This is a genomic window from candidate division KSB1 bacterium (genome assembly GCA_034506395.1).
Lineage (GTDB): Bacteria > Zhuqueibacterota > Zhuqueibacteria > Thermofontimicrobiales > Thermofontimicrobiaceae > Thermofontimicrobium.
On sequence record JAPDPQ010000007.1, the window covers coordinates 55137 to 71478 of the forward strand.

Genomic DNA, 16342 nt, shown 5'->3' on the forward strand with positions numbered 1-16342 from the left:
TTTTATTTGATCACTGCTATTTTGGTTAAGGCGCTTTTACCATAACCAGTACTCAGTCTAGCGATATAAACGCCATTCAACACCCGATAACCTTGATCGTTCTTTCCATCCCAAATAATATCCGCCTCGTGGAACCCTTTTTTGCCCTGGGGCTCTGTAGCGGAATAAGAACGCGACCACACCAATTCACCAACCAGCGTATAAATCTTGATCGAAATATCGCTGTCCTGGTCCAGATAATAGATAAACTTGGTCTGCGGCCGATGACTATTTCCAAATGGATTCGGGTAATTTCGAAACGCTTCCTCAAAATCCGATGCAATTAACACTGCTGAATTGGACTGGATGTTTAATACCTCCAATTTATCGCCACTTTTGTTCTTTAGCTTCGGCACTTGACCAGAGCCTTCATCGACCAAATATAAGGCATCCGTCGAGTCGATCGCTACTTGAAAATCAGTGACAGAGGTATTTTCCAGCACATCGACACGAAACTCTATTTTATTGGCGATCTCTGGTCGAAGCGTATCGGTCCGAGTGAATAATAATTCGATCGGGTTTGTGGTCGGAATTGACCGCAGCTCCCCATAAACGACCGCTGCATCCTGATATTTTGCCGCAACAATGCGATTGATGACGCTGCTGGGATTAAGAATTAAATTGCCATCCCGATTTTTCAGCTTCAATTTTACGCCCGATAATAGCACATTGTTCGAATTGGCGTTCCCAGAACAAATGAGTTCTAGCCCCAACATCGCTACCCCAGTATCGCCTCGGGCGATGGTATGCTTGCCACGAGGCACAAAATTGGCAACAGTAACGGTTTTCTCCTCGGTGCGAATTCGCAACACCGCAAACCCGCCTTGGACAACTGCGCCAGGAACCACTGCCACGTTGGTATTTTCATCTCGAGGATTATTGATCAGTTCAACATAAATATCGCCAATATCGGTTTCGTAAATCGGCGCTTCCACGGTCCAATAGATCGTATCATTGTAAGCGGCTGTTTGTGACTGAACGCTTAAAAGGGAATAGCCATCGCCATCGGGGAGTTTCAGCATCGCGGTGTAGTTCCCTTTCAGCGCTGCTTGACCCAGGTTAGTCAGAAAAGCGGCCACCGTAAAGCGTTGACCAGTAGAAACGACATGATCTAAAGCACTGGGAGGGGATGCAATTTTTGCATTCAATTGCACCACTGCGCGATCGACAATTTGAAGTTGCAAGGTATCCGAATAGATCGAGAACTGTCGATAGCTATTAGAATCCTGAGCGGTCAATTCTAACCAGAGGCGCTGATCGGCCTTGGCCTCTTCAGGTGCCTGAATAGTCCAACTGACACGCCCTTGTTGATTGGTGCCAGCCGGGGTTTTTGGATTCGATTCCAGCGTGATAAATCCCCCAGGCAATTGAAGCCGAACCGCTGGCTTGCCAGCGCAATTGTACCATCGCACCCGGGCTTCTACGATAAAGGTTTGGCTGGTTGATAAGATGTGATCCATTGCCCCAGAGGGGGAGCTAACCCAGAACGAATCAATTGCTGCACTCCCAGAGTCCTGAGTTTTAATATAAAAATAAGCAAATTTGTTGGGCACCGCTGCCGGCTCGTCGCTATTTTCATCATTTGGAACCGTATCGATAGAGATGAGAATGGGTGCCTTGGCTGTTGGAACGCTCGGCGCTAAAAGCCGCCAGGTCAAAGGAATATTGGGAGTAAACGCTTTAATCGTGTCCCCTTGCATAGCGCTGACTCCCGTTGCCCCAAATGATAGCTTCAAATATCCTTGACCTTTTAAACCCGCCTCACCATAATTGATCACAGTAGCACTCAAATCAAATTCTTGGCCGACCGAAAGTGTGCTATCAGTTTTTGGCCAACTGATCTCAACCCGACCGAAAGAGAGCATCGCCTCTCGCACCGTAACGACAGCAATACTATCGAAGATCGATTGCGTCAAAGTGCTGGTCGACCCGGTCACCTTCACTTTGATCCATCTGGAGGCGCTATGAGGATCTTTCGGCGCCTTTAGCAACCACTCGGCGCTATTATTCACGATATTCTTGAGTGAATCAACCCCAATTCCCAGACCATAACCAGTGGGCCGAATCAACTGGGCCCGCAGGTTCGTCATATTTTCTGAGGCGCTTACTTCCACACGAACCCGAAAATCTTGATTGGTCGAGAGCGTTCGATCGGTTGCACCAGCAGGTGATGTGATTTTAAAACTCTTGATCGATAGCATGGCTGGGATCGTTTTCACCACCAATGTATCGAACGGATCAGTATTATAAATGGCAGCAAATTGCCGCGTGTTCAAATCTAATGGCGGCTTGCTAATCGCAACAATAATGGTGTCCCGCAGCGACTGATGCGAAGGAGGTTGCACTTCCCAGCTCACTGGCTCATTGATCTTAAATCTGGTCGTGTCGCCAGGCTTAAACTGCTGATCCACCACCACGAGATAGCCATTTGGCATTGTGATGCTGATCTCTCCACTGGAGTCGACGGAAGCAGTACCAAGATTCTGGACAACAGCTTGAAATTTTGCTGTTCTTCCGACCGTAAATATTGAATCGGATCGATTGATGGCGATTTTAAGAAGCGCAGGCTTATGCACTTTGACCGTTGCAACTGAATCGGAGGCGGGACCGATGGTCGCCGGCAAGCCACCCTCATGCGAAATAGCCGATTCTATTTTGGCAATAAAATGGACTGCTTCAGCAGGTGTCGATTGCGCCACGACGTTAAAATTTGCCCATGCAAATCCTGACTGCGCAATAGAAGAAATAGTACTTGGTGAAATCGAATAACCGGGTGCTGTTAAGCTGACTTTGATATTATCCACCCGCGCTGCACCAGTATTTCGAATTTTCGATCTCACCACAAAAGACTGGTTCGTATTGACCTGACCAATCCCATACTGGTTGATATTGGGACACACGGGTTCTGTGATGTCAATAAACACGTCAGCCGATGGCTGAATATAAATCCCAGTCGAATCGCTAATCAAGAATGAATTATCGCTATTTAAATATTTCCCTTTTAGACTGACCCGAATTCGGCCTTCACCAGGCATAATGCCAGTCCGCGTGACGCGATACGTAAGCGTATCTGCCGCCCACCAGGAGAGCGTCAAATTTGGGTTGTGCTTCAACCCGCTCGGAGGTAAAATTGTATAGTCCTGCTGAAGCTCGCCATTGATCAGGATCGCAATATCATTCGCGCTTGGTGGATCAAATTTGATGAAACCAGCACCGCTGTCGATGACGGCGATCTCGATCTGCCATTCCTCATAACTCAATGCCCGCACCGCAGAATGGGATGTTGCGATCGATCGAATCTTCAATCTTGCTGGCCGTTGTACGGTGATCGTATCTTTATTGTTCAAAGCCGGGCTGAAAAGTATTTTATTCGGCTCAGGTGTATTCTCGGCAAAGCCAGTATCAATTGTGGCCGTGAAAACTTCGCTCATACACCAGCCATCAAGCGCCTGAACGTCAAATTTTACCGTATCAGCCGTTCCCCCACGGACCAAAGTCAGCGATTTCGTCGGATTTAACACATTTGAAAGACTATCATTCACCACGGATACGGAAATGTTTCGCGCAGCATCCCCTCCAGTATTTTCTACAATCACGCCAAGTTGAAATAGCTGCTTTGAGTCGACATAAGGCGCATTGGGCGCAATTGCAAAAGTCTTGGCAATCCGGATATTCGCCGGCAGTTCAACTTTAATGCTGGAATTCTTTGTGGCAACAATCGAACGACCACTATTGAGCTCAGTCACGTAAATGGTCGCAGCAATTTGGCGATCGCCAGGCAGATCCCCAGTCTTATTCACAGTAAACAACAGGCTATCTGTGGCTCCCGCATTCAGTCGAACATCTCCTGCATTGAACAGCTTTTTGGGCGGGGTCACGACAAAGTTGCTATCACCGACAAAGCTAATGAACCGCTTCATTTGGGTCGTATCAATTACCACATCACTCCCACCGCTGTTGCTTAAAGCGACGATTGCCATCCAGGGATGCATTTGTCCGATGGTCACCTCGGGCTGAGAAGTTCTCAGATATTCAACTTTCAATTGGGCCGGAGATTGTACCATTATTCCCGAGCTCGAAGTCTTCATAATTTGACCGCTGATCATGTCATTGAGATAGACAGCAGCTTCGATGGTGATCGTGCCCAAAGTGGATCCGGTCTTATCGATAACAAATCGCAGCGTGTCGGTTGCTCCCGCTGCAAGCGTGTCTGTTTTTGCGCTAGAGAACGCAGTGGGATGGATAATGCTGAACTGATCAGTGATATTGAATGCCCCGATCGTAAAACGCACCCTCGCACTGTCAAGGTGAAATTTCGCAATGCCGCTATTTTTCACCACCATATTGATGAACCAATCGCGATCCTGTCCTCTGGTTACTGTCGTCTGGCTGGGCAGTAACTGGAGAATCGCTATATCAGAAGCAACTTTTACTCGCCAACCAGCAAGAAAATCGGCATTCATATCCGAATAACTCAGCCCAGTATTGACATCATGTCCCGTTGCCTTTGCGTTGATCTGAATAGTATCCAGGCTGGCTGACGAAGCAACCATCACTGAATAAGATAAATCTCGCGAACTATGTCCAGAAATAGTATCTGGATTAGTGGGAAAAGCTTGCTGGGCATATTCGGAGGTGACGTTTTTACCTTGACCAACGGCCCAAAAAGTCAAACTGTCGCTGTCGATTACGAGCGGAGCATCCCCATCGTTCCGGTATTTCACCGTCACCGTAGTGTTTTTTCCTTGCACCACGGTATCGCTTGCTGCTTGGACCCGTTCGATTCGCAATACTGGGGGCGTTTGAACCAACCAGCTCGCAGCTTTATCCGCCGAGGAATCACTCACCGCTGTGCCATTTATTAGGCCATTGACATTGCCATTAATTTCGATCAATCCAGTAGTCGCTGTTGGACTGACGCCTACCGAAAAACTCAGTAATCGCTGAGCTCCAAATCCGGGAACGACGGTAAAGGTATCGTTCCGGGCAACAACATATTCACTGCTCCGATTGATCTTGTTCGCATCGCTGAATCGCAAATTGGCTCCCACGAGTCTCACGCTCTCCATCCCGCTGTTTTGGACGATCATTCGCACTGGAATTGCAGTTTGGCCTTGACTGATCTTTTGGCGATCCGCGGTAATCGATACGATTTTCAAGCTAATGATACCAAGCACCGTATCCCCAGCAGCATTCCCTCTTTCAACGCTATGGGCATGAATAAAGGCTGTACCACCGACACTATCCGCATTGACCTGAAAACTAATTTGGCCAGACCAATTCGATTTCACCTGATGTCCTGGGATATTCGTCGCCTGATCTGCTGGTGAGCTTATCCGACCAAGCGTCGTGCTAACGGTAAATAATTCTCCTTGGGCAATGATATTCCCATCCCGATCTTTGATGATATCAGAAGTAAAAACAGCAAAGGAATCCGAGTGCGCTGGGATCAACCTTCGATTCGGATGGATAACAATAGCTCCAACAGGCGCACCTGGAACAATCGTAATGGTCCCAGTGGTATCATCGATAGCAGTGGCATGGTCTGCGATAATTTTTCCACTGGCAGGTGCTTTGGTCGGCGAAAAAACGATCGTGCTCGTGTTTGAAGTCGCAACAGCGGGCTGCAAATTGCCGGTACTTGTCCAATTCACTAGAGCAGGGCCGAGATAATGATTGGTCTGATCATAAGCTGCAGCATACAAAATCAGACTATCATCCGCAGTGATCGTCCTGGCTCCGACCACATTGCCATTTCCATCCGCAGCATCCCTGATCAAAATATGATGGATTTCTCCCACTTGGATCGTGCCTGTGGAATCTACCATCCCGCTGCTATCCGCATAAATCTTTCCAGTACTCTGGGCGGGAAGCGCCGTGAAAGTTGTACTGGTGCCATTGGATGGCTGTGGCATATTAATCGAGCCGCTACGACTCCAATTTGCTATTATATCGCGAACATAATTATCATACTGGTCATATCCAGCAGCATATAGAACAGCTTTCTCATTCAAATTCAATGATAGATCCCCCACTGGATTTCCAAAACCGCCAGGATTATCCCGAACCATAATATGATGAACCGGTCCGGGCTGGATCGAAAAATTATTGGAGTTTCCTTTTTTGCCAGAGAGAGGATCAGTCACGGTAATTTGATCATCAACATATTTTTGAGTTATGTTCACATTGACCGTTTTTGATCCAGATGAAAAATTACCCGTGTTCGATGGCGTTATTGTCCCCGTCTTATCAGTTAAATTGACCGAGCTGTTGAAACTGGTCACCTTATTTTCATATTGATCCCGCGCTTCCAAAGTCAACTGAAAGCCTTGACCAGCAACCTGAGGGCTACTAATTGTCGCTATAGAAAAATGATGCAGCGTATTTGGATTAACATTGAAAAAATTGGAGACGCCGCTTTTGCCGCTGCCTGTCACTACGATTTGGTCGCTCTGAAAGCTTGAGGTAATTGTCACCGTTTCATTCCGAACACCATTTGAAAATACGCCAGAGGCCTTAGGCGAGATACTACCACTCAGGTCTCCTATCGTGACTGGACCTACGAATGAGGTCACTGTGTTGCCCTCGATATCTTTGGCAGTAATGGTGATAGCAAAAGGCACTCCGGCAGTCTGAGTCGCAACATTCGAAATCACGAAGTGATCAAGGCTTCCGACTGTCACATTAAACAAATTAGAAGATCCGTTCTCAGATCCGCCGGACCGAGTGACAGTGATTTTATCGTTGTTGTAAGGAGCACTGATCTTCACTTGACCGCTCCATTGACCATTGCTGAAATTGCCGCTAATGGTCGGGCTAATGGAGCCTGACAGATCCGAAATAGCGACCGTCCCATTGAAACCAGTCGCAATATTACCATATTGATCTTGAGCTGTCGCTTTGATATTAAACCAAGTACCAGCCGCTTGGGGGGAAGCGATCGGATCGATTGCAAATTTGGCTACATTACCAGGGTTCACATTAAATTTGTTGGAACTATCGGGATTCGAAATCCCGGCATGATTGGCCATGATAAAATTGTCGACTTGACTTTTGGTGATGGTCACATTTTGCGTCAATACGCCGTTGACGAAATTATTCGAATTCAAATTCAATGAGCCAGAGAAATCCGTTAAAGCGACCTTGTCAGTAAAACTTGTCACGACGTTCTCAAATTGGTCTCGGGCCTTTATGGAAATGGCAAATGCTATTCCTGCCATTTGGGGACTCGAAATCGGCGGATCAAAACTGAAATGATGCAGTGATGCCGGCAATACGTTGAATAGCGCTGAATTTCCACTCTTTTTATCGTAAGTTACTGTGATCTGGTTGTTCTGGTAACTTCGAGTAAAGGTTAGATTCTCCGATCTTGTTCCATTGGAAAAAGCCCCTGTAATCAGCGGGGTCATCGCCCCAGATTTATCCATTAACGTCGCTTGACTTGTAAAGCTGGTGACAGTATTGTTGTAGGCATCTTGAGCTGTGATGGTAATCGGAAAATTCTGCCCGGCCGTCGCATTTCCGCTGCTAACCACTTGAAAATGATGCAGTGAATTGGCTTGAATTGAAAAATCAGGTGTAGTCCCGCTATCAATTAGGCTGCCGGAACTATTGCGCGTATTGATTTTCACCTCATAGTTGCTCGCCTTGATAGTATGATTAATAACCATCCCTATGGCAACGCTTACCTCTATGCCTCCAGCTACGTCATTACCCGTGTAGTCTCTCGTAAGCCGGACAGTATCCTCATTGGCAGTATTTTTATTCATAAGATTGATGCCTGAAAATCCGCCGGTCATATTGCTGTTTTTCGACTGGGCAATATCGACTTCGCTGATGTTAAAGCCAGCAGGTAAAATGAATTCGATTTTCCCATTCTTGGGAATTCCTCCGCCGCCAGCCGAGGTTGTAAAGGTAAAAGTATAAATTGCAGCCTCTCCAGCTTTATTGTCACTCAAGCTAATACTAACATTAGTTAACGTTCCTTGAGCGAATAATTCATTCCCCAACAAAATGAGAATTATCGCTGCCAATCTCAATGCTGTCGAATGCCTGATTCTCATTTGTCGCTCTTTCAAAAATTAGTTGCCTGATCTAAGTTGCAAAACCAATTATAAAAATTTCAAGAGCCCCCACTGCTAGTTTTGTCAAGCCGGCTATCCCATTTGATGAAATCGATGATCTGGTCCCATAACAAAACTGTAAAGCAGCTCATCACTCTTTTGACCTTACCTACCTCTAGATCGCTTTTCATCCGACCATTATGAATTCAAAACATCCCAACACCGATAAAGTTGAGCCGATTATTATCATCGGCCCAATAAAACTGAAGTCATGGAGTTTGTTTTTTAGCTGTGCAATAGATAATTTCTATTTGGGCTGCTACTGCTTCTCTGGAACAATCTTGTGTTTCGTTGTTGTTTTCAAGATGGGCTTTTCCGATTCATCCAAAAGCTCCACATGAATCTCATAATCATCTGCTGGCTGCGGTGGATTTTTGACGATAGCAAATTTCACATCAACAGGTTGATTTGGGGGGATTTCTTTGCCCAGACCAGATCTCTTGATCGTCACCGTCTGCCCCTCTACTTGCAGGACAAAACCACCATTGATCGTGGAGGAGCCAGCAATCATCAAGTCCGAAAGATCAAAGCCAATCGGAAAAACAATGCGAAATGCAGCCTGTGCCGGGATCGCTTTGTCGAGAACAAAATTCACTTGATAGATTGAACTGTTCCGAATTTCTGGATGTTTTGCAATAATTTTCACGCTATCCGCCAAAGCAGCCCAACTGCCAGAGGTAATGGTCAACAGAACTATCAATAGAATGATCAAATTAGAATACCAGCGAATCTTCATAAATTTGACTTTCTGTGTTTCATAACGATACATGCTTATACTCCCTCTCATTTTTTTCTCATTTATGAATATTAAGCTAATTATTTATATTCAACTAATCAACCATTCCTGTTAAATGATTTTCAAAAAACCAACAATTATCATTCCTAAATTGTTGAAAGCGCCATTTTAATTTTCATCATCTTTATTAATGCAAAAATTGTACCGTCAATCTCGAAATATTAATAAATTTTAAAGGCAATTTTGGGAAGAGTTGGGTGAGGATCTGGTTGACTGCAGCGGAGCAAAAATCAGGATGCTATTCAGTACCAACTTATTGGCAGCTTTATTGAACAGATGAGTTGATCGACCATTATTTCAAAATTGCTCTTAATAAAATAAGAAACCCTTTTCCATCATTTTCAGCCAATTTCAAATTTTTATCTGCCTTTTTGAAATCAGGATTGATTCTTTTCGCCTCACGAAATTCTTCCAGCGCATTTAAAAAGAGATTGCGGCACTTAATTAAATAGGCGATGCCCAAATTGTTATGTAAGTCAGCATAACTTGGATACTTCTCAATTGCAGCCTTTAATTGTCCGATGTATTCATTAATAAACTGCTCATCCTTTCCTTTGCCACCGAACATGAACTTCAAATAAAATTCGCTTTCCAGATAGCTATCCAATAGCTCCGGCAGCTCTTTGCTGGCAGCGTCAAGTGCATCAATAGCAGCGGAATAATTGGCTTGCCGAACATGTTCCAAAGCGGCGTCGATATTTTCTGGCTTAAAATAGAGGCCATTTGAATTAATATCGATCAGTTTATTTTCAACGAAAGTTATTCGCTCTGAAATCGAGCCCAAAGCAACGTCAGGAAGCTCTTCGACAAGACTTTTAAGATGAATCATGCAAATATATAGTAGTGCAGCAACATAGTTGCTATTGATCGCGATCGCATTATTCAATTCTCGCAAGGCATCAGCAAATTTTCCATTTTGAAAATATGCTACTCCCAGATTGAAATGAAGATCAGCATATTTTTCATTTTTCATAATGCCGGTATTAAATGCTTCAATTGCTTCCTGATAGGCACCTTGCCGTAGTAGCGCATATCCCAGATTATTGTAGCCCTCTACCAGTTCCGGATCAATTTCAAGGGCTCTTTTGAATGCGGATACGGCATCATCAAGCAAATTCCTCTTTAAAAAAACTAGGCCTAACTTATTGTTGGATGCTGCGTGATGAATGGTTTTAACCTTCTCCGCGATATAATAGATCATCTCCAGATCACTGATCACAAGTTGATGGAGTTGAGAAACAACATGTCGGATATCAGCAGCCGACGCGTTGCTCGCCATCGAAATCCCCTTGTTGAAAACGACGACACCATTTTCAAACACATTGGAGATGACTTTTTCGCCAGATTCTAAATAATGAGTCTGAACGTGAAAATTTTTGCCACCAATTGAAATTTCGTTATTCAATCCGATGCTTTCCATCCCCACCCCTCGACAATTTAGTGCTTTTTGAATTTTTCAGCCAATTTTCGATGTATTTCCATTGGGACAAATCGGCTTACATCGCCTCCAAAACTGGCAATTTCCTTAACTATGGTTGAATTCAAATACGTGTATTTTTCATTTGGCATGAGGAATACAGTTACCAATTGATCTGATAACTTTCGATTGACCAACGCCATCTGAAATTCATATTCAAAATCCGAAGTGGCGCGAAGACCACGGATGATGGCAATGGCTTTCTTGGATAAAGCATAGTTGACCAACAAATCGTCAAAGCTATCCACCTCAACGGTATGCATGGAGTGTGTCACACTCTTGATCATTTCAATACGTTCATTGATGTCAAATAGCGGAGATTTTGCAGGGTTTGTGGTCACTGCGACGATGACTTTATCGAACAACAACACGGCACGTTCAATAATATCCAAATGACCATTAGTTATGGGATCGAAAGTCCCTGGATATATTCCGATTCGCAAGATGATTGCCCTTTCTTTTGATAAATGCTAACTGCAGTATCCCCAAATTTTCGAGTTTGCACTAAGCTCAAAAATGTCGGATTGAATTCAATGGTTGATCGTGCGCTGTGCTCAAAAATAAAAAAGCCACCATTTCGTAGCAACTTATCACGATCAATAAAGGTGATGATCTCATGGTAGCTTTTTTCAGCGTAGGGCGGATCAGCAAATATCAAATCAAATTCATCCCCCTTTCGAATCGATTTTCTCAAGTAGCGCAAAGAATCCTGTCGAATCACCCGACACTTATCGACCAGATTTGTCAATTTCAAGTTTCGATGAATCAGCGCGATCGAGCTTCTCGATATATCGACCAATATTGCAAACCGCGCGCCCCGACTCAAGGCTTCTATAGCTAAATTGCCGGTTCCACTGAACAAATCCAGAACAATAGCGTCCGATACTACATCGCCGAGATAGTCGAAAATATATTTTTTAACTTTATCTGCCGTCGGCCTGATATCATCTGTGTGGGGCGAAACAAGCCGCCTTCCTCTGCAGCTCCCCGCGATAACCCGCATTGTATCATCACGAATTGATGAGTCCTGAGCTAACTCACTCGATACAGCCCGATATTCAATACCAGGGTAATATTGCTATTGCTCAAATTCGCACCCGGGATCACCGAAATTTTGGCAAAGCTGATATTGAAATTGGCATTGTTGATTTGCTGAATAAAGGATAAGACGCCAGTTTTCGATCCTTGGGCTCGAAAAAGGACCGGAAGCACGACAAACTCCCCCTCAGTCTTCTCTCGCCCAAGCTCAAGTTGTTTTACATTCAATCCCGTCTGCTGCGCCAAATTCTTCAAATGGCTTTGCAATTCCGAACCGCTGATATAATTGGGTGGAACGAGATTCGTAAATTCTGCTGCCCCTTGCTGGATATTGACATTCCCATTTACCAATGCTTGACGGAAATTCCGATTCTGGATGGTTCGATTTTCCCTTGAAAGCAATTTTACTTCCGCAGGAGCCAAAGCTTGTTGTAATTGATTACTTGCAACACTTATGGCAGCATCATCGTTCGCCAAATATTCTACAAAAAATACCCCATCGCTATAGGAGAGAATTGTAAAATTCACATTTGAGGGAATTGCATTGATGATATTGCTTACCGTCCTGAGCCCCTGCCGGGATTTGACAATCCGATCTCTCAATGAAGGGGAAATTGCGGCGGTCGGCGCAATGTTCGCATCGGGCGCTGAGGTGGATGGCACACCGCCTGGCTGAGATACGGGTTGCTCCACAGTCGGCTGCTGAACGAGTGGCGGCTGGATCGTAGCCTTTTTGCCTTTGGCAGATTGTAGCATAAACCAGACCACCGCAGCCAACAAAATGACGCTGAACACGCCAAGCAAATAGACCATTTTTTTTGACCCGCTTCGATTCATATACCGCGAATAATCAGCGTCATCAATGGATGTACCGCCTATGTAGCTACTCGTTGTTGGCTCATTGGACTCTGGTTCGTAATTGCCCCGAAATTCCTGCTCGGTATTATCCTGCTCATCCGCTCGCGGTTGGTCATCCCCAATCAAATTGATATCCACCATGACCCACTCCTCATATTAATTATCTACACAATTAATGAATTTCGTTGTTTCTTTACACATTCAAATTATAACGCAAAACGAACATCCCTCCGATTGGGCGACAACAGATCATTTTTTCCTCAGCGCTGCACCGACACAAACAGTAAACGTTTCGGGACGCGACCAAATATTCTCATCGACACTCACATTCGGTGCGAATAACAAGCGCCGAAATGGATTGGCGCGATCGATCCTCACATTATAATTATTTTGCAGGTTTTCAAGAATACTATCTTTAACAAGATCTCCATATAGAAAAATTCGATTTAATGCTTCAATGCTTTCACCCACCTTGTTATCCAGCATCACCCGGCGCAATTCTTTTGAAACATATTTTGCGATATCATCCTCGTCTGCTGCATCCAACGAAGTGATCGTGGGATCCAACTTATAAGCTGGAAGATCCTGGGATATCCAATATTCTTTGTCCTCGATGATAGTAAACATGAGCCCGCCGGAGCTCACTTCAACCAACGCAATTATATCGCCCACTCGCAATTCATAATTGAGCTCGATGGCGCGCTTGGCAGTAAATATATCCAGATCAACCACTCTCACATTCAATTTGGCAATGGAGAATAACTTTCGCAATTGTCGAATGATTTTTTCTCTCACTGAGACCACCAACATCTCGTGCTCTTGCCGCCGGCTGGTCTGCTGGAGCTTTTGAAAATCAACAATATATTCATCACTGGGGTGATAAGAGAATTGCTTTACCTCCCAATCAACCTGATCGATCAAATCGCTATCCGACAAATCGCTTTCATATGGCAGCTTTTTAATCAGCGCAAATTGATTTTGCAATGCAAATATGGTTTTTTGGGCATTCAATCGGTAATTCCTAACCAGTTGCTGCAATTGGCTGCCTATATCCTCTATTCTTTGATCATTACAAATGCTTTCAATATTCAGCGGGGTGTTTAATTCAGTCTGGATAATTTTATTGATCCGGAACTGCTGAGATGTACTTTCAACCTCAATCAACTTCACATTGCGGTCTCTTATATATATCCCCAGTTGAATATTGGTCGGATTTGCATCCATGCCACATTCCCATTTTATTCTTCAGCGCAATTCAAAGTTCACCATTGCTCAAAAAATAAAACTATTACTCTCAAATTCTAATTCGGGAAGCTGCTCTCGAACCGACCAGGCATACCGAAACGCCTTCTTATCAGATGAAGCTATCGCCGCGTCCAGCTTTTTTCACCGGTCTCCACCTTACCATGATTGCTAATTCGATGATGACCAAAATGATACTTCACAAAATTATTTTTGGTCGCCTGAATATCGCTGGAATCTACGGGACATTCAATATTGACATACTTAAAAGCCGATGTGTCGATAATAGCAATTTTATACTCGCGATTGACAGTGGGACAATATTTGAAATTGACCACGGTTTGATTCACTGCACTATCGATTTTCTCGGCCCATTTGGGACCTAAAACATAGAGCGTATCAAGTAAAGATCCGACGGGAACATCAGGCATCATGCGCCGAAACACCAACGAAAGAGAATCGTCGGTTTTGAGCGGATCATAAATTTTGACGCTCCCAAAAGTTCTATCAATTTCCTTGAGAATGTCGACATCGCTGATCCCAATCTCCCGTTTCTCCTTAATAGCGCTCCCCATCTCGGTCTTTTCCAAGCGATTAAGCATCACATGAGCAAGATTAGAATCATAATTCACCGCTTCTAAAATGCTAAACAACAGAGTATCTGCGGTCAGATTATTAATGATTGAATTGGCCCGAGAGTCAGTAGTGACCAGATGATTCAACATCTGCTCTGCGAGTGCGGTGTCGGCTTTGATATACTCCCGAATAATCGTCTTGCTGCTGTCTTTGATAAAGGATATCAATTGATCTAAGTTATCGGTATAATTGTTATGGTGCTGCAAATAGATCATTTCCGCTTTGAAGATCCGATCCATATTGGTGCGACAGGTATTCGTATTTCGCTCCTCCTGTTCCCAGATCTTTTTCGGATAAAGAATGGTGGCGACGAGAGCTGCAGACAAGATCACAATAAGTAGTTTTAAAATGATAGAGCCTTTTGCCGTTGGTGTTGCCATTTTCCCTCCTTAAAAAATTTGCATGAATTAAGTGAATAAAAAATCGATAAACACCCCTACTTGTCCTGAACGAAAATATAAGGTCGCATGACTTCCAATTTTTTGCGCCCGACACCCTTCACCGCTAAAAGTTCTTCGATCTGCTTAAAATTGCCATGTTCTTTACGATACTCCACTATCCGAGCCGCGATCACCTGTCCGATTTGAGGAATCTGGATGAGCTCCTCAATCGTCGCCTGATTAATATCAATGGGCGTCAAGATCGATCTCGTTTTTGAAGTTTTTTTGACGCTGCTAGTTTGTGGCGACACAACCAGTTGCTGAACCGGTTCAACCGGCCGAGGGAATTGTTCCGTTTCCTCGAGCAAAGAATCGATCTCCGCAGCCTTTTCTTTTATTTGTTGTTCGATCAAGGTCAACTGCGGATCGATTTTGGGTGATGGCTCGACATAAGATCTATATAAGCGAATGGCAGCCCCAAGCAGAATGCCGAATACCAAAAAGGAAATGAACAATCTTTCCTGTTTTGTAAATAGCTCGATCATTCAAATAATGCTTGTTTAACTTTTTTAAAAAAGCTTTTATCTGCTGTTGGTGGTTTTAATCCCTCGCTATTCATCAATTCTCGAAGCAATTGCTTTTCCCTTTCAGATAGCTTAGTGGGCGTCCATACCAATACGCGAACCAGTTGGTCCCCTTTTCCCTGTTGGTTCAAATGCGGAATTCCCTTCCCTTTCATCCTGAGGATCTTGCCTGATTGGGTGCCAGGGGCAATCGTCAGCCGCGCCCTGCCGTTTAGGGTTGGGACCTCAACCTCATCCCCTAAAGCTACCTGACTAAAGCTAACGTAAAGATCATATAATATGTCGTCACCATGGCGTTCGAAATATTGGTGCTCTTTTTCTTCAATCACTACGATGGCATCACCCGCAGGGCCTCCTCGAGGTCCCACATTTCCTTCGCCTCGCAAGCTCAAATAATTTCCACTGGTCACTCCAGCCGGAATGGTTACATTGAGCGTGCTTTCCGCCTTTACCCGTCCCTCACCGTGGCAATTGGAGCAGGGCGTTTTGATGATTCGACCTTCGCCGCCACATTCAGAGCAGGTGGTCACATTAATGAACTGCCCAAAAATCGTCCGAGAAGCCTGGCGAATTTCTCCAATTCCATGGCACAGAGGACAATTCTCCATACTAGTACCTTTTTTTAAGCCAGAGCCCCCACAAACTTCACATCTGACGTATCGCTTCACCTTCAGCTTTTTCGTAACCCCAGTCGCGATTTCCTCCAATGTCAATGCTAGCCGGATCTGGAGATCGGTTCCCCGGACCTTTGTCCGCCGACTCCGTGCTTGACTGGTCGTACCAAAAAAATCACCAAATCCAAATCCCGCGGACATAAAAGTCCTCAGCGCATCGCTCAAATCAAACTCAAAACCACCAAAATCTTCAAAACCACCTTTCAAACCTGATTCACCATATTGATCATAGCGACGGCGCTTTTCTGGATCTTTTAATACTTCATAGGCCTCAGAGACCTCCTTGAACTTCTCCTCGGCTTGTTTGTCCCCTGCATTTCTATCTGGATGATACTGAAGAGCCAATTTTCTATATGCTTTTTTTATTTCATTCGCGTCGGCATCACGGGAAACACCTAATATTTGATAATAATCTTTCGCCATCTGTCGTCCCAGACCATTTCACATTTATAGTCAAGCAAATATTCTGCTCTTGAAAATTATCATCGCTCCCTA

General features: G+C 44.5%; 10 protein-coding genes. All 10 read right to left on the minus strand.

Annotated elements, in window-relative coordinates:
* Window positions 1-2 precede the first annotated feature (2 nt).
* The 10 genes from ONB37_06445 to dnaJ all read right to left on the minus strand — a co-directional run bounded on the left by ONB37_06445 (window position 3) and on the right by dnaJ (window position 16270).
* The gene (locus ONB37_06445; protein ID MDZ7399781.1) at window positions 3-8102 is read right to left on the minus strand and encodes a hypothetical protein; all 8100 of its coding nucleotides are present in this window, start codon (window positions 8100-8102) and stop codon (window positions 3-5) included.
* 319 nt (window positions 8103-8421) lie between these two features.
* A complete protein-coding gene (locus tag ONB37_06450) occupies window positions 8422-8931 on the minus strand; it encodes a hypothetical protein (GenBank protein ID MDZ7399782.1) in 510 nt (169 codons plus the stop codon).
* Window positions 8932-9250: 319 nt separating this feature from the next.
* Window positions 9251-10378: a tetratricopeptide repeat protein gene (locus ONB37_06455; protein MDZ7399783.1), complete on the minus strand. Its 1128-nt coding sequence runs from the start codon at window positions 10376-10378 to the stop codon at window positions 9251-9253.
* Between the two features lie 17 nt (window positions 10379-10395).
* Window positions 10396-10878, minus strand: a complete 483-nt coding sequence (gene coaD / locus ONB37_06460) for a pantetheine-phosphate adenylyltransferase (GenBank protein MDZ7399784.1) — start codon at window positions 10876-10878, stop codon at window positions 10396-10398.
* On the minus strand, window positions 10839-11438 hold the full coding sequence (rsmD, locus tag ONB37_06465; protein MDZ7399785.1) for a 16S rRNA (guanine(966)-N(2))-methyltransferase RsmD: 600 nt from the start codon (window positions 11436-11438) through the stop codon (window positions 10839-10841). Before rsmD ends, coaD begins: the two co-directional genes overlap by 40 nt.
* A 29-nt stretch (window positions 11439-11467) precedes the next feature.
* Window positions 11468-12472, minus strand: a complete 1005-nt coding sequence (locus tag ONB37_06470) for a hypothetical protein (protein ID MDZ7399786.1) — start codon at window positions 12470-12472, stop codon at window positions 11468-11470.
* Window positions 12473-12580: 108 nt separating this feature from the next.
* On the minus strand, window positions 12581-13555 hold the full coding sequence (gene pilM / locus ONB37_06475; GenBank protein MDZ7399787.1) for a pilus assembly protein PilM: 975 nt from the start codon (window positions 13553-13555) through the stop codon (window positions 12581-12583).
* Between the two features lie 140 nt (window positions 13556-13695).
* Window positions 13696-14589: a hypothetical protein gene (locus ONB37_06480; protein MDZ7399788.1), complete on the minus strand. Its 894-nt coding sequence runs from the start codon at window positions 14587-14589 to the stop codon at window positions 13696-13698.
* A 56-nt stretch (window positions 14590-14645) separates the two neighbouring features.
* Window positions 14646-15134 (minus strand): helix-hairpin-helix domain-containing protein, encoded by a 489-nt coding sequence (locus tag ONB37_06485; GenBank protein MDZ7399789.1) that lies wholly within the window; start codon window positions 15132-15134, stop codon window positions 14646-14648.
* Window positions 15131-16270, minus strand: coding sequence for a molecular chaperone DnaJ (gene dnaJ, locus ONB37_06490; GenBank protein ID MDZ7399790.1), 1140 nt, complete (start codon window positions 16268-16270; stop codon window positions 15131-15133). The genes ONB37_06485 and dnaJ overlap by 4 nt, the downstream gene beginning before the upstream one ends.
* Between the last annotated feature and the right edge of the window lie 72 nt (window positions 16271-16342).